24 protein-coding genes and 1 tRNA gene are annotated in these 22,694 nt (G+C 61.4%); 9 read left to right on the top strand and 16 right to left on the bottom strand.

Annotated elements, in window-relative coordinates; translation table 11 throughout:
• Nucleotides 1–3 precede the first annotated feature (3 nt).
• From LOZ77_RS00895 to LOZ77_RS00885, 3 genes are all read right to left on the bottom strand, one after another.
• Nucleotides 4–495, bottom strand: a complete 492-nt coding sequence (locus tag LOZ77_RS00895) for a MarR family winged helix-turn-helix transcriptional regulator (protein ID WP_160771784.1) — start codon at nucleotides 493–495, stop codon at nucleotides 4–6.
• 11 nt (nucleotides 496–506) lie between these two features.
• The gene (locus LOZ77_RS00890) at nucleotides 507–932 is read right to left on the bottom strand and encodes an organic hydroperoxide resistance protein (protein ID WP_160771783.1); all 426 of its coding nucleotides are present in this window, start codon (nucleotides 930–932) and stop codon (nucleotides 507–509) included.
• Nucleotides 933–1,438: 506 nt separating this feature from the next.
• On the bottom strand, nucleotides 1,439–2,455 hold the full coding sequence (locus tag LOZ77_RS00885) for an IS110 family transposase (RefSeq protein WP_230280423.1): 1,017 nt from the start codon (nucleotides 2,453–2,455) through the stop codon (nucleotides 1,439–1,441).
• 516 nt (nucleotides 2,456–2,971) lie between these two features.
• Between LOZ77_RS00885 and LOZ77_RS00880 the strand changes: the two genes are divergently transcribed.
• From LOZ77_RS00880 to istB, 6 genes are all read left to right on the top strand, one after another.
• Entirely contained in the window at nucleotides 2,972–3,187 is a 216-nt protein-coding gene (locus LOZ77_RS00880; RefSeq protein ID WP_230280422.1) for a hypothetical protein, read from the top strand.
• Nucleotides 3,188–3,258: 71 nt separating this feature from the next.
• Nucleotides 3,259–4,319, top strand: a protein-coding gene (locus LOZ77_RS00875) for an IS630 family transposase (RefSeq protein WP_230279791.1) whose coding sequence is annotated in 2 segments (ribosomal slippage) — nucleotides 3,259–3,751 and nucleotides 3,751–4,319 — 1,062 coding nt in all. Because the reading frame shifts where the segments join, the coding sequence is not laid out codon by codon here.
• Complete coding sequence (locus LOZ77_RS00870; RefSeq protein ID WP_230280421.1) at nucleotides 4,301–5,056, top strand: HEPN domain-containing protein; 756 nt, start codon at nucleotides 4,301–4,303, stop codon at nucleotides 5,054–5,056. The genes LOZ77_RS00875 and LOZ77_RS00870 overlap by 19 nt, the downstream gene beginning before the upstream one ends.
• A 476-nt stretch (nucleotides 5,057–5,532) precedes the next feature.
• Nucleotides 5,533–5,847 carry an RNA polymerase sigma factor gene (locus LOZ77_RS00865; protein ID WP_230280420.1) on the top strand — a complete coding sequence of 105 codons (315 nt, stop codon included), beginning with the start codon at nucleotides 5,533–5,535 and terminating at the stop codon, nucleotides 5,845–5,847.
• A 100-nt stretch (nucleotides 5,848–5,947) separates the two neighbouring features.
• The gene (istA, locus tag LOZ77_RS00860; RefSeq protein WP_081261070.1) at nucleotides 5,948–7,438 is read left to right on the top strand and encodes an IS21 family transposase; all 1,491 of its coding nucleotides are present in this window, start codon (nucleotides 5,948–5,950) and stop codon (nucleotides 7,436–7,438) included.
• Nucleotides 7,435–8,202, top strand: a complete 768-nt coding sequence (gene istB, locus LOZ77_RS00855; protein WP_048578302.1) for an IS21-like element helper ATPase IstB — start codon at nucleotides 7,435–7,437, stop codon at nucleotides 8,200–8,202. Before istA ends, istB begins: the two co-directional genes overlap by 4 nt.
• A gap of 71 nt (nucleotides 8,203–8,273) precedes the next feature.
• Here the strand turns inward: istB and LOZ77_RS00850 are convergent, their stop codons facing one another.
• Complete coding sequence (locus LOZ77_RS00850) at nucleotides 8,274–9,176, bottom strand: integrase arm-type DNA-binding domain-containing protein (RefSeq protein ID WP_230280419.1); 903 nt, start codon at nucleotides 9,174–9,176, stop codon at nucleotides 8,274–8,276.
• Nucleotides 9,177–9,333: 157 nt separating this feature from the next.
• Nucleotides 9,334–9,423, bottom strand: a tRNA-Ser gene (locus LOZ77_RS00845).
• A gap of 155 nt (nucleotides 9,424–9,578) precedes the next feature.
• Here LOZ77_RS00845 and hspQ point away from each other — a divergent pair.
• Nucleotides 9,579–10,013, top strand: coding sequence for a heat shock protein HspQ (gene hspQ, locus LOZ77_RS00840; protein ID WP_230280418.1), 435 nt, complete (start codon nucleotides 9,579–9,581; stop codon nucleotides 10,011–10,013).
• A 63-nt stretch (nucleotides 10,014–10,076) separates the two neighbouring features.
• Here the strand turns inward: hspQ and LOZ77_RS00835 are convergent, their stop codons facing one another.
• On the bottom strand, nucleotides 10,077–10,931 hold the full coding sequence (locus LOZ77_RS00835; protein ID WP_230280417.1) for an ABC transporter permease: 855 nt from the start codon (nucleotides 10,929–10,931) through the stop codon (nucleotides 10,077–10,079).
• Between the two features lie 118 nt (nucleotides 10,932–11,049).
• Here LOZ77_RS00835 and LOZ77_RS00830 point away from each other — a divergent pair, with 118 nt between their 5' ends.
• The gene (locus LOZ77_RS00830) at nucleotides 11,050–11,715 is read left to right on the top strand and encodes a GcrA family cell cycle regulator (protein WP_230280416.1); all 666 of its coding nucleotides are present in this window, start codon (nucleotides 11,050–11,052) and stop codon (nucleotides 11,713–11,715) included.
• 108 nt (nucleotides 11,716–11,823) lie between these two features.
• Nucleotides 11,824–12,066, top strand: a complete 243-nt coding sequence (locus LOZ77_RS00825) for a hypothetical protein (RefSeq protein WP_230280415.1) — start codon at nucleotides 11,824–11,826, stop codon at nucleotides 12,064–12,066.
• 18 nt (nucleotides 12,067–12,084) lie between these two features.
• Here the strand turns inward: LOZ77_RS00825 and LOZ77_RS00820 are convergent, their stop codons facing one another.
• The 10 genes from LOZ77_RS00820 to infB all read right to left on the bottom strand — a co-directional run bounded on the left by LOZ77_RS00820 (nucleotide 12,085) and on the right by infB (nucleotide 22,649).
• Nucleotides 12,085–12,774 (bottom strand): spermidine synthase, encoded by a 690-nt coding sequence (locus LOZ77_RS00820; RefSeq protein ID WP_230280414.1) that lies wholly within the window; start codon nucleotides 12,772–12,774, stop codon nucleotides 12,085–12,087.
• 73 nt (nucleotides 12,775–12,847) lie between these two features.
• A complete protein-coding gene (pnp, locus tag LOZ77_RS00815; RefSeq protein ID WP_230280413.1) occupies nucleotides 12,848–15,136 on the bottom strand; it encodes a polyribonucleotide nucleotidyltransferase in 2,289 nt (762 codons plus the stop codon).
• Between the two features lie 198 nt (nucleotides 15,137–15,334).
• Nucleotides 15,335–15,604, bottom strand: a complete 270-nt coding sequence (gene rpsO / locus LOZ77_RS00810) for a 30S ribosomal protein S15 (RefSeq protein ID WP_230280412.1) — start codon at nucleotides 15,602–15,604, stop codon at nucleotides 15,335–15,337.
• A 21-nt stretch (nucleotides 15,605–15,625) separates the two neighbouring features.
• Nucleotides 15,626–16,615: a tRNA pseudouridine(55) synthase TruB gene (truB, locus tag LOZ77_RS00805; RefSeq protein ID WP_230280411.1), complete on the bottom strand. Its 990-nt coding sequence runs from the start codon at nucleotides 16,613–16,615 to the stop codon at nucleotides 15,626–15,628.
• On the bottom strand, nucleotides 16,612–17,295 hold the full coding sequence (locus tag LOZ77_RS00800) for a site-2 protease family protein (RefSeq protein WP_230280410.1): 684 nt from the start codon (nucleotides 17,293–17,295) through the stop codon (nucleotides 16,612–16,614). The genes truB and LOZ77_RS00800 overlap by 4 nt, the downstream gene beginning before the upstream one ends.
• Nucleotides 17,296–17,336: 41 nt before the next feature.
• Entirely contained in the window at nucleotides 17,337–18,257 is a 921-nt protein-coding gene (locus tag LOZ77_RS00795; RefSeq protein WP_230280409.1) for a VOC family protein, read from the bottom strand.
• Nucleotides 18,258–18,407: 150 nt separating this feature from the next.
• A complete protein-coding gene (locus LOZ77_RS00790) occupies nucleotides 18,408–19,004 on the bottom strand; it encodes a thymidine kinase (RefSeq protein WP_230280408.1) in 597 nt (198 codons plus the stop codon).
• A 15-nt stretch (nucleotides 19,005–19,019) separates the two neighbouring features.
• Nucleotides 19,020–19,415, bottom strand: coding sequence for a 30S ribosome-binding factor RbfA (gene rbfA, locus LOZ77_RS00785; RefSeq protein ID WP_230280407.1), 396 nt, complete (start codon nucleotides 19,413–19,415; stop codon nucleotides 19,020–19,022).
• A 2-nt stretch (nucleotides 19,416–19,417) separates the two neighbouring features.
• Complete coding sequence (locus tag LOZ77_RS00780; RefSeq protein WP_230280406.1) at nucleotides 19,418–19,954, bottom strand: DUF1697 domain-containing protein; 537 nt, start codon at nucleotides 19,952–19,954, stop codon at nucleotides 19,418–19,420.
• 82 nt (nucleotides 19,955–20,036) lie between these two features.
• The gene (gene infB, locus LOZ77_RS00775) at nucleotides 20,037–22,649 is read right to left on the bottom strand and encodes a translation initiation factor IF-2 (RefSeq protein WP_230280405.1); all 2,613 of its coding nucleotides are present in this window, start codon (nucleotides 22,647–22,649) and stop codon (nucleotides 20,037–20,039) included.
• Between the last annotated feature and the right edge of the window lie 45 nt (nucleotides 22,650–22,694).

The following is a 22,694-nucleotide window of genomic DNA, read 5'->3' as shown; positions in this document are numbered from 1 at the left end:
GGATCATGCGGAGTGATGGCCGTCCTGCTCCGCTGCCTCTCCCAAACGCTCGACCAAGGCACTGGTCATGGCGCGCAGATCGGCGAGCTGGTTTTCCTCGATTCCCACCTGCTTCGACAAGGCACGCGGTATTTCCCGAGCTGCGCTATGCAGATCGCGCCCATGCGCAGTGGGTGCAATCAGAACGCGGCGTTCGTCTTGCGGATCGCGCATCCGTTCCACCAGCCCGGCACGCTCCATGCGCTTGAGCATGGGGCTGAGCGTGCCGACATCGAGGTGCAGGCAGGACTGCAGCGCACCTACCGTGACGGGCTCACGCTCCCACAGAACCAGCATCACGAGGTATTGCGAATAGGTCAGGCCAAGCGGTTCCAGCAGCGGCCGATACAGGCGCTGGAGAAGATTGGTTGCGGCATAGAGGGGGAAGCACAGCTGCCGGTCGAGCCGCAGCAGTTCATCCTCCTCTTCAGCTGATGGACGGTGCTCTGTCGTCACGGGCGATTCCGTTAGGCCTCTGCCCGAACCTTAAGGTCAACATCGACATTTCCGCGCACCGCGTTGGAATAGGGGCAGACTTCGTGTGCCTGTGCCACGATCTTTTCAGCCGTGTCCTGGTCGACCCCGGCAATAGCGACATCGAGTGCGACCGACAGGACAAAGCCACCTTCGGCATTCGGCGACATCGAGACCGTACCGACGACTGTGACGTCGTTATCGGCGATCTTGTGCGTGTTGCGGGTGACGTGGATTACCGCATTGCCGAAACAGGCAGCGTAACCAGCCGCGAAAAGCTGTTCGGGATTGGTCGCTCCACCCTTTCCGCCCAGTGCTGCGGGCAGGGCAAGATCGACTTCGAGCAACCCATCGTCGCTGGCAACGCAACCGCTACGACCGCCTGTGGCAGTGACCTGGGCAGTATAGAGTATCTTCATGGCATCGGTCCTTTTAACTGGCTGGCCATAATATGGGCTGCAATGTAATTTCGTCAAGCGGTCTCTTTTTCTATTTGGTCAGTTCCGGGGGCTGGCTGACATGGGCTATGCCTGATGATTGCTGAAGCTTTGCCGACAGATCGCCACCGATGCATTCTAATGTCCGCTTCGAGGTGATCGTCGCATGGAATTCGATGGCCTTAATTGGGGCGCGTAGCTGACGCATCATCTCGTACGATAAAGCGTCCGCTATCCCGGTATCGCTCCGTAAAACCTGCCATTCCGGATCGTTGTCTAATTGATTTGATCATCGGACTTCCTTCTTCCCGTTGGCCAAGGGTTGTCTTCGAGGTCATTGGACGGCTTTGCCAGCCTGCTGTCCAAGCCTTCATGATCGCGGCCGGGCGGTCAGGGTTGGATGTCTCTGTGTCCGACACGAGGTTAGAACCTCGACGATCCGGTCGAGATCATCCGGGCATGGCTGTTCGGGAAGAGATACGCCAAGCTCAGACCCAGCGGAACTCTGTCTCGTGCAGCCAAAGCGAATGGAGCAGGATAGCGAGCTTGCGGGCTACCGCCGTCCGTGCACGTTTGGTGCCTTTAGTCTCTTCGATACGCTTGCCCCATTCCCGCAACGCGAAGGGGCGCTGGACACGAGATAGCACTACATTGGCAGCTTCATAGAGGGCACGGCGCAGCAGCCCGTCACCGGCTTTAGATATACTGCCCAGCGTGTCGCGTTCCCCAGATTGGCTTCGACGCGGCACGAGACCAGCATAAGCACCGACATCCTCACTTCGCGCAAAGCGATGAGGGTCTTCGATACTGGCGGCATAGGTGAGCGCTGTAATCGGACCTACGCCTGGAACTGTCATAAGGCGAACGCAGACGGGATCGGCCGCCGCACGCCTTTCAAGCAGTCGGCCGGATGCACGCAATTGCTCCTCCAAGGCCTCGATTGAAGTTATCAAAGGGGCAAACAACGGTTCGAGATCCGGTCGCTGCTGGAACAGCGCATGCAGACGTTCTGCGCGCTTCCCGGTCGTATTCACCGATCCCATCCGCAGGCCGAAGAGTTTCATGAGCCCCCGCAGCTGGTTCGCCATGGCATTTCGCGCAGTGATCAGTTGCATGCGAATACGGAGGGCAGCTCGGTCAATGTGTGTGGCCGATGCCTTCATATGGACGCGCTTGAACCATCCTGTCCGCGCAAGATGCGCCAGCCCCTCAGCATCATGGACGTCGCTCTTATTGACCCGCGCGGCCAACACACCCTTGGCATGTCGAGCACAGATGCACTCGACGGGGACACCTCGCTCGGTCAGGCCATGATAAAGGAATGTGGCCAGTGCACCGGTTTCGAGCACGGCGCGAACAAGATCAGGGCCATATTTCTCGAACCATCTGGCCAGAACCTCCGGATCACTCGCTACGACATCACGTCGCAGAATTTCCCCCTCGGAATCTACAAGACATACATGTGTGGTCTTGTCGCTTACGTCCAACCCTGCATAGATCGACATTGGTCACCCTCCTGCATTGAAGCGTTCATGCGACTTCGTACCATCTAGGAGGGCGGCTACATCAATTACGCGGTGTCCGACGCAGCAGCCGTTCCGACCTGACAAATTGATGTCCGCTTTCGGGCAACCGAAGAGCCGCGTCTCATGACCGAATTCGGGCGCTAAGCTGACACGCCGGCGCGCCGATCGGAACGTCCGCTATCCCATCGAGCTTTCCAAAAGCCGCCGTTCCGGACTGTCCAAACTAGCGGCTCTAAATCAAGTGGTGTCATCCAGCTCAAACATTTACCACGAGATAGCCAATGTTCTGGAGAAAGCCTCGGGACGCTTCCCCTATCCATATCAGGTCGTCAAACTGTATCCGGTCCTGCCCGGGTGGTCGGCGCTGTGTCCAGGTGCTTGCACTAAGGGTGCCGGCGGTTGTTTCCAAGCGACTTCTCAACGCCCGGGCAGGGCTATCCATTGAGCAGCGGAGTCTTCGGCGATACAGTCAGGGCATCTGCCGACAGGACAACTATGCGCGTCGACCTCGATCATCTTCCCGAAGTACAACAAGCAGAACTTGCACGCGTCCGCGAGACGTTGATGACCGAATTCTCGCGGGCGATTTCCGGCGCGACCCAGCCGTGGAAGCGCAATGGGCGTATCCTCAAGATCATCTTGTTCGGCAGCTATGCACGCGACGACTGGGTCGATGAGCCGGACAATGGGTATCATACCAAGGCGCGCTGAGGCTGACTCACGCCGGGGATTCCCAAGTTGATGATTTTCTGATTCACCATGGCAAGCACAGGAGGCTTGCGATGGCGGCAGCGATTGAGATTAGATCTGACTACACTTCGACGGATTTGCGAGGGCTTGCGCGACGATGCGATGATGCCGATCAGGTCCGGCGCCTATTGGCCATTGCGCTGGTTCTTGACGGCGGGAGCCGCAGCGAAGCGGCGAAGATTGCCGGCGTGACGCTGCAGATCGTGCGCGACTGGGTTCTGCGCTTCAACGAGGGTGGCCCCGACGGTCTTGCCACTCGCAAGGCTCCGGGGCGGGCTTCGATCTTGAATGACGATCAGCGCGCCCGGCTGGCCGAGATCGTCGAGGCGGGCCCGATCCCCGCGTCGCATGGCGTAGTGCGTTGGCGGCTGTGTGATCTGGCGCAGTGGGTCTGGGACGAATTCGAACTGTCGGTCACGCGCCACACTCTTGGGCGCGAACTGCGTGCGATGGGTTATCGCAAGCTCTCGGCCCGACCCCGCCATCGCGGCCAGAAGCGTGAAGACATTGCCATTTTTAAAAAGAGTTCGCTGCCCGCCTGGCGCAAATCAGATGCAGCCTCCCGCAAGGAACGCCTGTAGAGCTATGGTGGCAGGATGAAGCCCGTATCGGTCAGCAGACCAAGCTCACGCGGCGCTGGGCGAAGCGCGGCACGAGACCGTCGGCGCCCAAAGATCAGCGGCGCTCTTCAGCCTGGCTCTTCGGCGCGATCTGTCCCGCTGAAGGCAAGGCTGCCGGCATCGTCATGCCCCGGTGCAACAGCGAAGCGATGAGTATGCATCTGGAGGAAATCGCCTTCCATATCGCGCCGGGCGCCCACGCCGTACTGATCCTCGACCAGGCTGGATGGCACGGATCGGCCGAACTGATCGTTCCGCCCAACATCACGCTGATGCCGCTGCCGCCACGATGCCCTGAACTGAACCCGGTCGAGAACCTGTGGCAGTTCATGCGCGACAACTGGCTGTCGAACCGCATCTTCAAATCCTACGACGATATCGTCGACCACTGCTGCTTCGCATGGAACAAGCTCGTCGATCAGCCGTGGCGCATCATGTCCATTGGAATGCGACAATGGGCTCATGGGTTCTGATCAGCGCGCCTTGGTATCAGTCGGATTTCGATTTGCTGATCATCGTCAATCACGAAAGCCTGACCGACATCGCCGACTATTGGTACATCGCCGAGGACAAAATACTGCATGACCCGACGGTCGGTCGCCCGGTCAATATAATCGTACACACGCTGCAGGAAGTTAATCAGGCGCTCGAACGCGGTGAGTATTTTTGGGTCGATATCGTCCGCGACGGAATAGTGGTTTATGAACTGCCGAACCACGCCCTGACTGCGCCCCAGCCACTAGCACCAACGGATGCGTATGAGATGGCGAAACGGTATTTTGACGAAAAAATTGTTTCGTTGGGCGAATGGATCGAACTGGCTGAAATGGCTTTTAGTAAAGGGGCATCGGGCTCATGGCAAAACAAAGCTGCCTTCAATTTTCATCAGGCTACGGAAACGGCCTACGCATGCTTTCTATTGGTCCGCACACTCTACTTCCCCCGCTCGCACAATATTAAATTCCTGCGTTCTCTGGCGGAGGACAAGGAGCCCCGGCTGATCGAGGCGTGGTCGCGTGGATCGAGGGCTGACCGCAGACGGTTCGAGCTTTTGAAACGCGCCTATGTCGAAGCACGTTATTCGGCGAGTTACGAAATAGGTGCCGAGGATCTTGAGGCTATCTCCGCATCAGTGAAACAGCTTCGCGAAATCGTCGAAGCGGTCTGCCGCGATCACCTCGACCTGCTGCGGCGCGACGCCCAACATTGAGTCGGCGGTGGACAATCCGCCAAAGCCCAACGGAGCGCAGCATCGCTCACGCCGTCGTTCCCGTTAACCGCTCCTGCGCTCGCTCTGACTGAAAGGCGAAACAGCAGTTATCACTCAACTGGCGCGAGAGACCTTTTATTCGCTGTACTTCAATTTGTAGCAACCTCTCCGCAGCTTACTTCACTTTTCAGATGATTTGACTGTCATAGCTTGAACTATGGCGACGCCAGTATAGTCTATTGGCGCGCCGCAATCAGGGCGGCGCCGAGGCGTGAGAACCTCGCTTGGGACAAGTCACCGGTTGCTTTCTGCGGCCGGGTGGTCGGCGTGCATGTCCAGGTCGTGCGCGGCTAAAGGCGTCGGCGCGTGTTTTCCCAAGCACGTTCTCATCACCCGGCTTTTTAAAGGCCGAGCCTCGCTTGCGGAGGCCGGTCAATGGATAAGACTGCAATTTACGATGGTCGGGAGGGACGGCGTTGCCGTCCAAACCTGACGTGCGGGTGAACCCGGCCGAGGCCGAGCCTATTGACGCGCCGGAAGCGGACGCCGGTGGCATGGAAGCTCGGCAGAAGCCGGATGCAGCAGCGCTCTATGCAGCCGAAGCACCCCGCCTACATCGTTTTTTCCGGCGACGCACCGCCTGTCCCGACGAGGCGCAGGACCTCGTACAGGAGACCTTCACCCGAGTAATTGGACATGACGTACCAACAACGCTCCGTAATCCCAGCGGTTATCTGACCCGCATCGCCCAGAATCTTTTGCGTGACCTGAGAACGGCGGTGCAAAATTAGACCACGGTAGCGGCGGCGAAGTGCTGCTGCGGGCGGCGTAAAAGTCGTCCACTTTTTCCCTTTTCGCGATGCTGGCGAGGAGGGATGAGGGATTTACACCGTGGAACTTTACCTGAAGGTTCGTCTTGCCTGCGCGGGCGGCATGAGCGCCCGGGCGGCAGCGAAGCATTTCAACATATCGCGCGACACGGTCCGCAAGATGCTGTCGTATTCCGAGCCGCCCGGTTACCGTCGCAGCGCCCCGGTGCGGCGACCGAAGCTGGAAGCGTTCATACCGATCATCGACGGCTGGCTGGATGGGGACCGGTCGGTCCCGCGCAAGCAGCGCCATACGGCGAAGCGTGTGTTCGATCGCCTTCGCGAAGAGCATGGCTTCACCGGAGGCTACACGATCATCAAGGATTACATCCGGGATCGGGATCAGCGCAGCCGGGAGATGTTCGTGCCGCTGGCACACGCACCCGGCCATGGGCAGGCAGATTTTGGAGAAGCTCTGGTCGAGATCGGCGGGGTGGAGCAGAAGGCGCACTTCTTCGTGCTCGATCTGCCGCACAGCGACGCCTGCTACGTACGCGCCTATCCGGCTGCCGTTGCCGAGGCCTGGATGGACGGCCATGTCCACGCCTTTGCGTTCTTCGGCGCGGTGCCGCTGTCGATCGTCTACGACAACGACCGCTGCCTGGTCTCGAAGATCCTGCCTGACGGGACGCGGCTGCGCGCGAGGCTGTTCAGCGCCTTCCTGTCGCACTACCTGATCCGTGATCGTTACGGCCGCCCCGGCAAGGGTAACGATAAGGGCGGCGTTGAAGGCCTTGTCGGCTATTGCCGGCGCAACTTCATGGTGCCGATCCCCCGGTTCCCGACATGGGAGGCGTTCAACCTGTGGCTCGAGGAGCAATGCCGCAAACGGCAGAACGACCGGCTGCGGGGCGAGAGTGAGACGATTGGCGAGAGGCTGCGGCGCGATCTGGCGGCGATGCAGGAACTGCCGGCTTCCCCCTTCGAGGCCTGTGACCAGACCAGCGGCCAGGTCTCATCGCAGGCGCTGGTGCGTTACCGGACCAACGATTACTCGGTGCCGGTGCGCTTCGGCCACCAGGAGGTGTGGATCAGGGGCTATGTCGACGAGGTGGTGATCGGTTGCCGGGGCGAGATCATTGCCCGCCATGTGCGCAGCTACGAGCGCGAGGATGTGATCTTCGATCCGATCCATTACCTTCCCCTGATCGAACAGAAGATCAATGCCCTCGATCAGGCCGCACCATTGCAGGGCTGGGACCTGCCCGAGGTATTTACAACGCTGCGCCGGCTGATGGAGACGCGCATGGGCAAGCATGGCCGGCGCGAATATGTGCAGGTACTGCGCCTGCTGGAGAGCTTCGCTCTGGCCGATCTGCATGGCGCGGTGAAGCAGGCCCTTGATATGGGCGCGATCGGCTTCGATGCGGTGAAGCATCTCCTGTTATGCCGGGTGGAGCGCCGCCCGCCCCGACTGGACATGGCGATCTATCCCTACCTGCCCAGGGCCAGAGTGGAGACAACATCGGCGCGCTCGTACATGCGGCTGTTGACCGGCGGAGCAGCGGCATGAGCAGCCAAGCTCCCGAACTGCTGCTCGCCAGCCACCTCAAGACGCTCAAGCTGCCAACCTTCCTGCGCGAGCATGACAAGCTGGCCCGGCAATGCGCAGCAGAGGGCGTAGATCATGTCCGCTACCTTGCTCGGCTTGTCGAACTGGAACTGATCGACCGGGAACGCCGGATGGTCGAGCGCCGGATCAAGGCCGCGCGGTTCCCGGCCGCCAAGAGCCTCGACAGCTTCGACTTTGCCGCCATTCCGAAGCTCAACAAGATGCAGGTGCTCGAACTGGCGCGTTGTGACTGGATTACCCGTCGCGAGAACGTCATCGCCCTTGGCCCGTCGGGGACCGGCAAGACCCATGTCGCGATCGGTCTTGGCCTGGCGGCCTGCCAGAAGGGCCTGACGGTCGGGTTCATCACTGCTTCCGCGCTGGTCAGCGAGATGATGGAGGCACGCGACGAACGCCGCCTACTGCGCTTACACAAGCAGATGACCGGCTATAAGCTTCTCATCATCGATGAGCTGGGGTTCGTGCCCCTCTCCAAAACCGGCGCGGAACTGCTGTTCGAGCTGATCTCACAGCGCTACGAACGCGGCTCGACGCTGATCACCAGCAACCTGCCGTTCGACGAATGGACCGAGACGTTCGGTTCCGAGCGCCTGACAGGCGCGCTCCTCGACCGGCTCACCCACCACGTCAGCATCCTCGAGATGAACGGCGAGAGCTATCGCCTGGCCCAGAGCCAGGCACGCAAAGCACGTCCCAACCCCTGACAGAAACGGCAATCCGGGTGTTGGCGACCCCCGCTCGGGCTACGCCCTCCCGGCGCTCGCCAACACCCGGATCAAGTGGCCTGGTTTTGCTCCGCCCAATGGACGACTTTTACGCCGCCGTTGACAAGCTCACTCGTAAGCTTCATATGACCGGGAGGAATTCGCCAGATCGCAGAGGTGGAGGGTTCTGAGCCTTCCCAATCGATGCCCTCCAGTTCGGTCCACGACATCGACCGCACGGCCCCAAGACGCTGGGCCGTCATCGCAACAAATCTCGAAGCAAGCTTGGTGAGCGGTGAGGCAAATTCGATCTCGGTTTTACGGATCATATCCTGCAAGCCTTCCACGCTGAGAATGGCGGGGCGCTTGCGGCTACGCGGTACCGGCTTGAGGGCTTTTCCAACGACGGCTGCTGGATCTCTGCCTGATCGACCCTCGGCAATTGCGTGCACAAAGACGGCAGACATTCTCTGCCGAACGCGATGGGCGGTCTCAATGGCGCCACGACGCTCAATCTTTCGAAGCACCGAAAGAACCACTGGCTCATCGATTTCTGTCACTGGCAGCGCACCGATCCACGGGAATATTTCCTTCTCGAGGCTGGTGATCACATCCCTCGCATGGACGGCAGACCAACGATCCTCCTGCAGAGCAAACCAGTCCCTGGCCACAATCTCGAAAGTATTTGTTTTAGCCAAAGTCCGAGCAATGGCAGCCTTCTTGGCTTCGATGCCGGGATCTTTCCCATCCGCCAACAGCCTGCGCGCCTCCAGCTTACGCTCGCGAGCCTCCTGCAAGGAAAGTTCGGGATAGGTCCCCAAAATGAGCCTGCGCTCCTTTCCCGCAAACCGATATTTCAACCGCCAACTGCGACGACCGGATTTAGCGACAAATAGGTACAGCCCCTCGAAATCAGCGAGTTTGTAATCCTTCTCTTTCGCCTTAGCCTTCCGCACTGCAAGTTCGCTGAGCATCTGTGCCCCCAATTTTGCAATTCGATGCCCCCAAATGTGCCCCCAAATGTGGTGGATCCATATGGAAAAATCGAAACAAATAGAGAACGCAAATTAGCCGAAAATGGCCAAAAATCAAGGAAAACCGTGGGTTTCCGGACGCTTGAGGAAAGGTGACTGGCGGAGAGGGTGGGATTCGAACCCACGGTACGGTTGCCCGTACACCGCATTTCGAGTGCGGCGCATTCGACCTCTCTGCCACCTCTCCGCGAGGACTGCACGCGGACGAAAATGCCCGCCGGTCGTTAGGAAGCCGGGCGGTTAGCCGATGAATTACCGCTTGCCAAGGGGCAATTTCAATGTTTCGGGGTTAACCTGTCGCTTCCGCTTGTGGGTTAACGCGCTGGAACCTATATTAGAGCCATGCCCGGAAGTTTTCGCAACATCCCGCACCAGGGCGCGCCAGAGCGCGATACCCGCTCCTCGTTCTTCTCGCCGCAGGCCGGAGGCACGGTTTCAGCACCGAAAATTGCCGAAGCCCGCTTCGCCATCGGCGATATCGTGCGCCACAAGCTGCACGATTTTCGCGGGGTGGTATTCGATATCGATCCCGTCTTCGCCAATAGCGAGGAATGGTACGAATCGATCCCCAGTGCCATGCGCCCGATGCGCGACCAGCCGTTCTATCACCTCTTCGCCGAGAATGAGGAATCGAGCTATATCGCCTATGTCAGCCAGCAAAACCTGATCGAGGATGGTATCGGCGGTCCGGTCGAACATCCTTCAATCGAAATGGTATTCGGCGACTACGATCTGGATGGCGAACGTTATACGCTGCACCGCAGCCTGAGGCACTAGGCTGCCAGCCTGCGGGGCGGGGCTTGTTCGCCCCGCCGTCAGCGCATCGCGCTATCGCCGCGATCAGCTTTTCAGCTTCCAGCCGGACTTCAGCACCAAATAGGTCGCGACCAGGAAAACCGCGTTCAGAACGCCAAGGCCGATCCCTGCCCACAGAACCGCATGACCGTTATTACCGATGTCGCTTTCGACCAGAAAGCCATAGCGGAAGCCCGATATCACGTAGAAAAACGGATTGAACCGGCTGATCGTCTGGAAGACGGGCGACAGATTGTCGATCACGTAAAACGTGCCCGAAAGCAGCGCCAGCGGCGCGACAATGAAATTGGTGACCGCCGCGTTATGGTCGAACTTCTCGGCCCAGATCGACGTCAGCACGCCCATCAGCGACAGCAGGATCACGCCCATCAGGCCGAACCAGACGATCGCCACCGGATGCGCCAGCCGCAGCTCTGCGCCGGGATAAACCCAAACGGCCGCGCCCACGGCAAGCCCGACCAGAATGCCGCGCGTGACCGCCGCGCCGACGATGCCGATCAACAGTTCCAGCGTGGATAGGGGCGGCATCAGATAATCGATGATCGTGCCCTGTATCTTGCCGCCCAGCAACGAAAAGCTGGCATTGGCAAAGGCATTCTGCATCATCCCCATCACGATCAGCCCCGGCGCGACGAAGGTGGTGAAGTTCACGCCCAGCACTTCGCGCCCGCCGCGACCCAGCGCGACCGAAAATATCACCAGATAGAGCAGCGTCGTAATCGCAGGGGCCCAGATCGTCTGCGTCTGCACCTTGAAGAAACGGCGGACTTCCTTAATATAGAGGGTCCACAGCCCCAGCCGGTTAATCCGGCCGATGACTGGCTCTCCGAACTGGTGAAAAGCTGGATTATTGGCGGTTTCTGGTGCGGGGTCGTTCATTAAATGCTCGCGTAATGGCGGGCAATCGATATGGCAAGCGCGCGCCGCGGAACAAGGGCATGGCCGGATTCGGCCAGCATTAATCTCGCCGCGCCAGACGGATTTTTTTGGAGATCGCATGAGCTGGACCGACGAACGGATCGAGAAGCTTACCAAGATGTGGGAAAGCGGCTCGACCGCCAGCCAGATTGCCGAGGAACTGGGCGGTGTCAGCCGCAATGCGGTGATCGGCAAGGCACATCGCCTTGGCCTGAAGGCACGCCCCTCTCCGGTCAAGGAAAAGGCCGCGGCCAAGGCCAAGCCCAAGCCGGCGCCGAAGAAGGTCGACGCCGCGCCCAAGGCTGAGGCGCCCGCGCGCCCCGCGCCTGCACCCGCACCGGCTCCGCGGGCAGCAGCGCCGGTCGCAGCCGCGCCCGAAGTGCGCCCCGCTGCGCCGCAAAGCAACCAGCCGCGCATCGTTTCGGTCGGCCCCGGTGGCTTTCTGCGTCAGGGTCCTGGCGATCAGCAATCGCCGATCCCGCCTGCGCCGCCGCGCCGTCTGGTCCCTGCCAAGCCCAGCCCCGAGATCGAGGGCAAGACGAGCCTGCTGGATCTGAACGACCGTATCTGCCGCTGGCCGATGGGACACCCCGGCGAGCCCGATTTCCATTTCTGCGGCGAAAAGGTGAACCCCGGTTTCCCCTATTGCGTCGAACATTGCGGCCGCGCCTATCAGGCACAGCTGCCCCGCGGCGCGCGCCGTCCACCTCCGCCGCTGCCTTTTGGCGGTCCGCGGGTACGGTAAAAGACGTAAACCGGCCTCTAAAGCAAAATCGAACGATCGGCCCGCCCTGCCCCGTGCAAGGCGGGCTTTTTCGTGGGTCGTTAACGCGTCTTGCAGTATGGTCGCGCCATGGAACCGCAGGATCCACACGAGAACTGGTATCGCCGCAAAGTCGGTCGCCGTCTGGAAACGGGACTGAACCGTATTGTGGCGTCTGTTCTGGGCATCGTCGGATTCGTGGCGGGCTATCTCTCGCTTCCAACGGACGAACATGGCCTGCGATGGATCGGCATGATCCTCGCGGTCATCATGTTCTGGCTGGCGGGAAAATGCTGGCGTGCACGAAAATCGGTGATCGACATCGGCGAATAGGCATTCCGATGTCGGCGTTCACCCCTCTCGGCGCGAGCAGAACCAGATCGTGTGCTTGGGCCCCTTGCCCTTGCCCTTCGCGTCGTAACGGGCACTGACTTCGACCGGTTCGACGTGGAAACGCGCGCGTTGCAGCTGTTTGGTAAAGCGCGGATCGGGCGCAGCGGACCAGATCGCCAGCACCCCTTCGGGCGTAAGCGCACGGTGCGCGGCGGCAAGTCCGGCGTTGGAATAGATGCGGTCGTTCTCTTCGCACACCAGCCCGTCGGGGCCATTGTCGACGTCAAGCAGGATCGCATCATAGCGACCGGGCCGCTCTGCGATGGCATCGGCCACGTCGCCCATCCGTACGGTCACCCGGGGATCGTCAAGACAGCCGTCTGCCACTTCGGCCATGGGACCGCGCGCCCATTCTATGATTTCGGGCACCAGCTCGGCCACCGTGATCTTCGCCTTGGGGGGCGCCTGTTTCAGCGCGGCACGCAAGGTGAAGCCCATGCCATAGCCGCCGATCAGCAGATGCGGAGCGGCCACATGGGCCAGCCGCTCCAGGCTCATTACCGCAAGCGCTTCTTCCGATCCGCGCATGCGGGTGCTCATCAGCTCGTTTCGGTCGAGCACGATCATGAAATCGCGGCCATGGGAATAGAGGCGCAATTCCTCGCCTCCCGGAACCTGCGCCGTGCCCAGCAATTCGCGCGCCAGCATCGAAAATCTCCTGTCTACGAAAAAGGCCGCCGGATCGCTCCGGCGGCCCCTTTCTTTCGTCACGTCAAAGGACTTAGTCGTCCTTCAGGAACGCGGGCATATGGTCGGGGTTGCCCCCTTCCTTGCCTTCACCGCCCTCGCGATCGCGACGCGGACCGCGATCACGGCCACCGCCGCGACCACCACGGTCGCCACGCGGGCCACGACGATCGCCACGATCACCACGCGGCTCGCGGGGTTCGCGCGGAGGACGGGTGTCCTCCAGCTCTTCGCCAGTTTCCTGATCGACCACGCGCATCGACAGGCGGACCTTGCCGCGGTTGTCGATCTCGAGGACCTTGACCTTCACTTCCTGGCCTTCCGACACGACGTCGGTCGGCTTTTCGACGCGCTCGTTCTTCATTTCTGACACGTGGACCAGTCCGTCCTTGCCGCCCATAAAGTTCACGAATGCGCCGAAGTCGACGATGTTGACGACCTTGCCGTTGTAGATCTTGCCGACTTCCGCCTCTTCGACGATGCCTTCGATCCACTTCTTGGCCGCTTCGATCTGCGCGATGTCGCTGGACGAGATCTTGATCACGCCCTCGTCGTCGATGTCCACCTTCGCGCCGGTTTCGGCGACGATCTCGCGGATCACCTTGCCGCCGGTGCCGATGACGTCACGGATCTTCGACTTGTCGATCTGCATCGTTTCGATACGCGGAGCGTGCGCCGACAGTTCGGTGCGGGCCGAACCCAACGCCTTGGTCATCTCGCCAAGGATGTGCGCGCGGCCGGCTTTCGCCTGCTCAAGCGCCTTGGCCATGATTTCCTTGGTGATGCCGGCGATCTTGATGTCCATCTGCAGGCTGGTGATGCCCGCTTCGGTGCCTGCAACCTTGAAGTCCATGTCGCCAAGGTGATCCTCGTCGCCGAGGATGTCCGACAGAACCGCGAACTCGTCCCCTTCGAGGATGAGGCCCATGGCAATGCCCGACACCGGACGCGCAATCGGAACGCCCGCGTCCATCATGGCAAGACAGCCGCCGCAAACGGTCGCCATCGAGGACGAGCCGTTGGACTCGGTGATGTCCGACAGGATACGGATGGTATAGGGGAATTCGTCCTTCGTCGGCAGCACGGGGTGCAGTGCACGCCATGCCAGCTTGCCGTGGCCGATCTCGCGGCGGCCCGGCGCGCCGAAGCGGCCCACTTCACCGACCGAATAAGGCGGGAAGTTATAGTGCAGCATGAAGTTCGAATAGGTCAGGCCGTCAAGGCCGTCGATCATCTGCTCGGCGTCCTTGGTGCCCAGCGTGGTGGTGCAGATCGCCTGCGTTTCACCGCGCGTGAACAGGGCCGAACCATGCGTGCGGGGCAGGAAGCCCGCAGTCGCTTCGATCGGACGGATCTGGTCCAGCTTGCGACCGTCGATACGGGCACCGTCCTTCAGAATGGCGGTCCGAACGATCTCGGCTTCCAGCTTCTTGACCAGCTTGCCCGCGGTCATCTGCGTCTGGCCATCGGCCTCGGCAAACTTCGCCTTGGCCTTCGCGCGCGCTTCGTTCAGCGCGTTCGAACGGGCCGACTTGTCGGTCAGCTTGTAGGCAGCGGCGATATCCGCGCCGACCAGGCCGCGCAGCTCTTCCTTCATGCCCGCGCTGTCGTCCGACAGGTTCAGTTCCCAAGGTTCCTTGGCGGCCTGTTCGGCAAGATCGATGATCGCATTGATCACCTTGCGCGATTCGTCGTGGGCGAACATCACGGCGCCCAGCATTTCTTCCTCGGTCAGCTCCTTGGCTTCCGATTCCACCATCATCACCGCTTCGCTGGTGGCGGCGACGACAAGGTCGAGGCGTCCGTCTTCCAGCGCGGTTTCCTGACGCGGGTTCAGCACATATTCGCCGTCGACAAAGCCGACGCGCGCCGCACCGATCGGGCCCATGAAGGGAACGCCGCTGATGGTGAGGGCAGCCGATGCCGCGATCATCGCGACGATATCGGCCTCGGTCTCGCCATCATAGCTCATCACCTGACAGATGACGTTGATTTCGTTATAGAAACCTTCGGGGAACAGCGGGCGGATCGGACGGTCGATCAGACGGCTGGTCAGGGTTTCCTTCTCGGTCGCGCCGCGTTCGCGCTTGAAGAAGCCACCGGGAATGCGGCCTGCCGAGGAGAATTTTTCCTGGTAGTGAACGGTGAGCGGGAAGAAATCCTGCCCGTCCTTCACGGACTTGGCGGCGGTCACGGCGCACAGCACCACGGTTTCGCCATAGGTGGCCAGAACCGCGCCGTCAGCCTGACGGGCGATACGGCCGGTTTCGAGGGTGAGGGTCTTTCCGCCCCACTCCAGCGATACGGTTTTCGTGTCGAACATGTATTTTCCTTATGAACCCGCAGTGCCGTATTGCAGCGCGGGGCCTACTGCCGGGGATACCGTCCCGGTCCGGTGCGGGGCCTTTTTGCTGCCCCAAGGCGCTCTCGCCGGATTGCGAGAATTGCCCGTATTAAGGGGCCGGTTCGTCGGCCCCGAATGCGTCAAGGGCGGCCACTGGGGGCCGCCCTTTGGAAACTCTTACTTACGCAGGCCGAGCTTCTGGATCAGCGCGTTATAGCGTGCCACGTCCTTCCTCTTCAGATAGGCGAGCAGCGAACGGCGCTTGTTGACCATCACCAGCAGACCGCGCCGCGAGTGATTGTCCTTGTGGTGATCCTTGAAGTGTTCGGTCAGGTTGCGAATACGTTCCGTAAGGATCGCGACCTGCACTTCGGGACTGCCGGTGTCAGTCGTCTGACGGGCGTTGTCCTTGATGATTTCCTGCTTCTTTTCGGCGGTAACCGACATAGTTTCACTCCGCGACATCGATTACAGATTAAAGCCCCGAAGGACCCTGGCCACCCCGCCTGAAACTTCCATCAGGGCAACCGGCTTGCCGCCGCATTTCGCCCAGATCGTTCCGTCAAGGTGTTCCAGCCCGGTCAATTGCCGGCCCTGTCGGACCGCCTCTGCCTGATCGGGGAGGAGATCGAGGGCCGGGATGTCGTCCAGCCCTGCCTCCAGCGGCAGAAGTATTTCAGCAAGTGGCGCGCCCTTACCGAATTCGTTGAGTTTGTCCAGCGAAATCGCGGATTCAAGGCCGAACGGCCCTGCGCGCGTGCGCCTTAGATAGGTGACATGGCCGCAAGTTCCAAGGGCGCGGGCAATATCGCGCGCAAGGCTGCGGATATAGGTGCCCTTGGATACGGTGGCCTCCAGCGTGACGCTTTCCATCATTTCCAGCGGGATCGCCGCGTCATAGGGATCGGGTCGCCCCGCGCCGATGGCAAAGGTCGAACTAATATCCGCCCCTCGCCCGCGGCTCCCCACCGGCCCCAGCGCATGGATCGTCACACGGCGCGATTTCATCTCCACCTGCTCGCCTGCGCGGGCAAGGTCATAGGCCCGCTCGCCATCGATCTTCAGCGCCGAATATTTTGGCGGCACCTGGTCGATTGCGCCGGTAAACGCCTCGCATATTGCCGTCAGCGCAGCGGCCGGCGGGCGGCGGGCGCTCGTCTCCACGACCGCCCCTTCCGCGTCCAGCGTATCGGTTTCGGATCCGAACCGGATCGTGAATTCATAGGTCTTCGTCGCATCCAGCATGCGACCCGCCAGCTTTGTCGCCTCGCCGATCGCGATGGGCAGCACGCCCGTCGCCAACGGATCGAGCGTGCCGCCATGCCCCACCTTCACCTTGCCGAAACCGGCCTGGCGAAAATTACGCTTCACCGCCGCCACGGCCTGCGTCGACCCAATCTCCAGCGGCTTGTCGAGGATGATCCAGCCACTGGGTGGAAGGGGCCTGTCACCACTCATGATGCAATCATATCCGCAAGGCCGAGAAAAATGCCGCGCAGCCAGTCCACCGGCGGCCAGACGACATTCTCGATCACGCCCAGTTCGGGGAAGAACCAGCTGACCGCGATTACGCCGACCAGCAGCAACATGCCTGCGGGACGCAGTTTCGCATAGGCGCGCGCCGCGCTGGGCGGCAGCAGACCTTCGACGATATGCGAACCGTCGAACGGCGGGATCGGCAGCAGGTTAAAGAAGGCGAGGAAGATATTGATCAGGATGAAATAGTCGATTCCCGTCACCGTCCATTGCATCGGCACCGACACGCTTGCCGGATCGAGATTGCGCGCCAGCAGGCCAAGCACGACGGCCGCGATGCCAGCCATCACAAAATTGCTGGCCGGCCCCGCCGCCGCCACAGCCATCATGCCGAAGCGCGGATTGTTCAGCCGCCATTTGTTCACCGGCACCGGCTTTGCCCAGCCGAAAACCGGCCCGCCGATCAGCGCCATCGAACCGGGCAGCAGCACCGTGCCCACCGGATCGACATGGCGCAGCGGATTAAGCGACAGGCGCCGCGCCTCTTGCGCGGTGGGATCGCCCAGCAACAGCGCGGACCATCCGTGCGACACTTCGTGAAAGACGATGGCGACGATCAGGCAAGGAATAAGGATCGCGGCAAGAATGATCTGGTCGGTCATGGCACGGCAGATAGGGCGCTACCCGCCATTCGGCCAGCCCTTCAGACCGGATAACCCAATTCCTCCAGCGGCAGATCGCGCCGCGCCATCAGGCGTCGGTTCCCCTCGGCATAAGCGTCCTGCGCCTTGCCGCGCACATCGCTACGCAATTCGGGCTTGCGATTGTTCAGCCACGGCATACCCGCCAGCCCGCGCTTGACTGCATGGCGATAGGCCTGCCCGCCCGGCAGGTCGAGCCAGCAATCCTTGTTCACTACCGACTGGCGCGTGAACAGATTGGCGCGGCGTAGAATCTCGACCGACAACCGCCCCAGCGCCGCATTGCGCCCCTTCGACCTGCCCGGCCGGTGGCAGAATTCGATCCCCAGTTCGGTTTCCATCCGCTTCAACAGGGCTCCCTCATCGCGCAGCCATTCATAGGGATAGACATGCACCCGCTCTGCCCCGAACAGATCCTCGTAAAAGGCGATCAGCCGGTCGAAATCGAAATGTTCATATTCAAAGGCTGGCGCTTTCCACGGATGGGTCAGCGCGCCGCGGCAATGCTGCATTCCGCCGAAATAGCGTTTTTGCGAAAACGTGCCGCCACCCGCCACATATTGCGTATAGGATGCACGCAATATGTCGAACTGGTTGCGGATAAACACCACGATCCGCGCATCGGGCAATGTGGCATGTATCCGCCGCGCCATTTCGGGACCGACCAGGCCGTGCAAGCCCCCGTTGTGGAGATAGCCGGTCAGATTCTCCTCGCTCAGAACGACGGGGCGGTTGCGCCCTTCCAGACCTAGCATCTGGCGCGCCTTGTTCGGGCAGAAATGCATGCCCGGCGGGGCCATCATGGCCGATTGAACGGCTTTGCGCGCGATCAGCTCGTGACTGCTGGCAGCCGGAAATACCGTTTTTTGAAACCAGGTAGTCGCGGTCTTGTGATAACCGATATGAACGATATGTCCCGACACAGGCGCACTCCAACAAGTCCCAAGTCCCCTGCGCAGCCCCCTCTCTTACTGCCCAATATTCTTAGCCGACGCATGCTTGCCCGAACCGAGCATCTTTACAAGTGTTGGCGTGCACCAATTTGTGTCAGGCGGTGCGGTTTGGTGCCCGCTCTATCCCGGATGGCAGCCCGCCTCGGTAAAATGCCGCCGGCATAGCGCCACGTAACGGTCATTCCCGCCGATCTCGGTCTGCGCGCCTTCGACGATGGCGTTGCCCTGTGCATCGACGCGCAGGTTCATCGTCGCCTTTCGCCCGCAATGGCACACCGCCTTCAGTTCGACCAACGCGTCGGCAATGCCCAGCAGCGCCGCCGACCCTTCGAACAGCCGCCCGCGAAAATCGGTCCGCAGGCCATAGCAAAGCACCGGAACGCCCGCCTCATCCGACAGCCGCGCGCATTGCCAGACTTGCTCTTCGGACAGGAACTGCGCCTCGTCGATCAGCACGCAGGCAATGGGGTTTACCGCATGCAGCGGCGCGACGGCGTCCCACAAATCGGTATCGGGGCAATAGAGATGCGCGTCGGCCTGCAGCCCTATACGCGAATGGATCGGCTTTCCCCCACCTGACTTCGCGCTGCGGTCGTCCAGCGCAGCCGTCCACAGCATGGTCGTCATGCCCCGTTCGCGATAGTTGAAATCGGCCTGCAGCAGCGTGGTCGATTTCCCCGCATTCATGCTGGCGTAGTAGAAATAGAGCTTCGCCATCGCGTGCGCAGGACCCTATTCGTCTTCGTCCAGATCGCGCCTGACGCGCGGATCGTCGAGCAGGCGGTCGATGCGGCTTGCCTCGTCAAAGGTCTCGTCCGCGCGGAATTGCAGCCTGGGCGCAAATTTCAGGCCAAGACGCTGGGCGACCTCTTTCTGGAAAAAGGCGGTATTGACCTGCAGCGCTTTGACGATCTTTGCCTCGTCCGCGCCCAGCAGCGGCTTCACATAGACCTTTGCCTGCCGCAGATCGGGCGACATGCGCACCTCGGTCACGCTGACCGCATGGGACGATATCGTATCGTCATGCACCTCGCCGCGCGACAGCAGTTCGGACAGGATGTGGCGCACCCGCTCGCCCACTTTCAGGACGCGGACGGATTGCTGTTCGGGGGTGGAATTGCGGGCCATGATCAGTCCATTTTTCCCAATATGCGTTTGAGCGAGGCCATGTTCCGCGCGGTAAAGCGCCGGTCCAGCTTGCGCTGGATAAAAGGGCCGGTCAGCCGGCTGTTACCCGCACCATCGACATAATCGACATAGATGCAGCGCTCGCCCATGGCGATCCGTTCCGGCCCGCGACCTTCATAGGCGGCAGTCAGCACGTTGAACTGGTCCGGATCGACCTCTCCGTCGAGGAAAAGCGTATGGACAAGCTTGTCCTCACCCTCTCCGTGGAAAGGGTTGCGCTCGATCGCGGCGCACACCTCTTCCTTGCTGCGCACGGCGGCGAAAGTGTCAAAGCCGAAGCGGTCCTTCACGATAAAGGCCAGCATTTCGGACAGCCCCTCGCTGGGCCGCTCGTCGAAAGAGAACAGCACGTTCCCGCTGGCAACGACGGTCTCGACGTCCTCCAGATTCTCACGCTCCAGCGCATCGCGCAGATCGGTCATTTTAAGCCGGTTGCCGCCGACATTCATGCTGGCAAAGAAGGCGGCATAGCGGGGCATGGTCGGCTCCTTCGCCGGGCGTGCGTTGTGTGGCAGCAGGCAGGATCAGCACCCACCTGCCGCCACGCCGTTACACTTGGGGTTACAGAACGCGCTCGCGTTCCTCGACCTCAAAGACTTCCAGCTGGTCTCCCGGCTTGATGTCGTTCGTGTCTTCCAGCACCACGCCGCATTCCAGACCCGCGCGGACCTCGTCCACGTCGTCCTTGAAACGACGCAGCGAGGCGATGGAGGTCGCCGAAACGATGACATCGTTGCGGGTGAGACGGGCGAACAGACCCTTGCGGATGACGCCTTCCTCGACCAGCAGACCGGCCGCCTTGTCCTTCTTGCCCGCAGGGAACACCTGCTTGATGCTCGCACGGCCGACCACGTTCTCGATCCGCTCGGGACCAAGCTCGCCTGCCATGCGCTTCGCGATTTCCTCGGTCAGGTGATAGATGACGTCGTAATACATCATCTCCACCTTGTCCTTTTCCATCTGCTGGCGCGCCTTGGCATTGGGACGCACGTTAAAGCCGATGATCGGAGCGCCCGATGCCGCCGCCAGCGTCACGTCGCTTTCGGTGATGGCACCCACGCCCGAATGCAGGACGCGGACCTTGATCAGATCGTTCGAGATCTTGGCAAGAGCGGTCGAAATCGCCTCGACCGAACCCTGCACGTCCGCCTTGATGACGACGGGGAACTCAACCATCTCGCTCTTCAACGCCGAGAACATGTTCTCGAAATTGCTGACCGGCATGGCGGTGCGCTTCTCGTTCGCCTTTTCTGTACGATAGGCCGCAACCTCGCGGGCGCGCTGCTCGTTCTCGACCACCGACAATGTGTCGCCGGCACGCGGCACGCCGCCCAGACCCAGCACTTCGACCGGGGTCGAGGGACCGGCTTCCTTCACCTGACGACCCTTGTCGTCATGCAGCGCGCGGACACGGCCGCTTTCGGTGCCGACAACGAACACATCGCCACGCCGCAGCGTGCCGCGCGTGACCAGAACGGTCGCCAGCGGGCCCTTGCCCTTGTCGAGCTGCGCCTCGATCACGGTCGCCTCGGCGTCGCGGTCGGGATTGGCTTTCAGCTCCAGCAGTTCGGCCTGCAGCGCGATCGCGTCGAGCAGCTTGTCGAGGCCGATCTTCTTCTTGGCCGATACCTCTACATCCATCACGTCACCGCTCATGGCTTCGACGATGATTTCGTGCTCCAGCAGACGTTCGCGGATCTTTTGCGGGTTCGCCTCGTCCTTGTCGATCTTGTTGATCGCCACGATCATCGGCACGCCCGCCGCCTTGGTGTGATTGATCGCCTCGATCGTCTGCGGCATCAGCCCGTCGTCGGCAGCGACCACCAGAATGACGATATCCGTCACATTGGCACCGCGCGCGCGCATTTCGGTAAAGGCTTCGTGGCCCGGCGTATCGAGGAAGGTGATCAGGTCACCGCCCTTGGTCTTGATCTGATAGGCGCCGATATGCTGCGTGATGCCGCCCGCTTCGCCCGCGGTCACATCGGTACCGCGCAGCGCGTCGAGCAGGCTGGTCTTGCCGTGGTCGACATGGCCCATGATGGTCACGACCGGAGGACGCGGCTTCAGCGTTTCTTCGGGATCGACGTCGACGGTATTGTCGATATCGACATCGCTTTCCGACACGCGTTCGATATTGTGGCCGAATTCCTCGACCAGCAATTCGGCGGTGTCCTGATCGATCGTCTGGTTGACGGTGACCATCATGCCCATGTTGAACAGGGCCTTCACCAGATCCGCGCCCTTTTCGGCCATGCGGTTGGCCAGTTCCTGCACGGTGATGGCTTCGGGCACGATCACGTCGCGCACCTGCTTTTCACGCTGCTGCTGCTGGCCGCGATATTGCGAACGGCGTTCCTTTTCCCGCGCACGCTTCAGCGCGGCAAGGCTGCGCGCACGCGCACCCTCGTCATCGTTCAGCGCGCGGTTCACGGTCAGCTTGCCGCCACGGCGACGGTCCGCGCCCTTGGCTTCGGCATTGCGCGTATCGCCGCGTGCATCGCGGGCGCCGCCCTTCTTGTCGGCGGCAGGCTTTTTCTCGGGCTTCTTGGGCTCGGGACGCTTGACCGGCGTGAACTTGCGCGGCGCGGGCACGGCTTCGCCATCGCCATCGTCGCCGGGCGCGGTTTCGGCTTCGGCCTCAACGGGGGGTTCGCCGGTTTCGGCTGCGGCCGGGGCTTCCTGTTCGGCTGCCTTGGCGGCCTCTGCCTCGGCGGCCTTTTTCGCTTCCGCTTCGGCTTCGGCCTCGCGATTGGCTTCGGCGCGCTGTTTCTCTTCCTCGATAGCCTTCGCCTTGGCCTCTTCCTCGCGGCGGCGGGCTTCCTCGGCCAGCTTCAGGCGATCTTCCTCGGCCTCGCGCTGAAGGCGGGCGACGCGCTCCTGCGGCGTCTCGTCGCTGGGCGCGGGGCGCTTGGGCGCGGGCTTTTTAGCGACCGGAGCGGGCGCGGGTTGAGGGGCTGCGGCGGGCGCAGGAGCCTTGGCTGCCGGTTCGGGCGCAGGCGCGGGAGCCGGCGCGGCCTCGCCCGGCTTCAGGATCTTGCGCTTGCGCTTCACCTCGACCGCGACCTTGTTGGTGCGGCCATGGCTAAAGGTCTGCTTGACCTCGCCCGCGTCCACCGCACGCTTCAATCCAAGCGGCTTGCGGGTCCGGGTGTTGTTGTCGTTATCGCTCATACTGGTCAAAAAGCCCTATCAAAATCGTCTTCGTCGTCACGCCGC

It is taken from the genome of Croceicoccus sp. Ery15, assembly GCF_020985305.1.
Taxonomy (GTDB): Bacteria; Pseudomonadota; Alphaproteobacteria; order Sphingomonadales; family Sphingomonadaceae; genus Croceicoccus.
The sequence above is the reverse complement of the archived record's forward strand: the minus strand, read 5'-3'. Positions and strand labels throughout refer to the sequence as shown.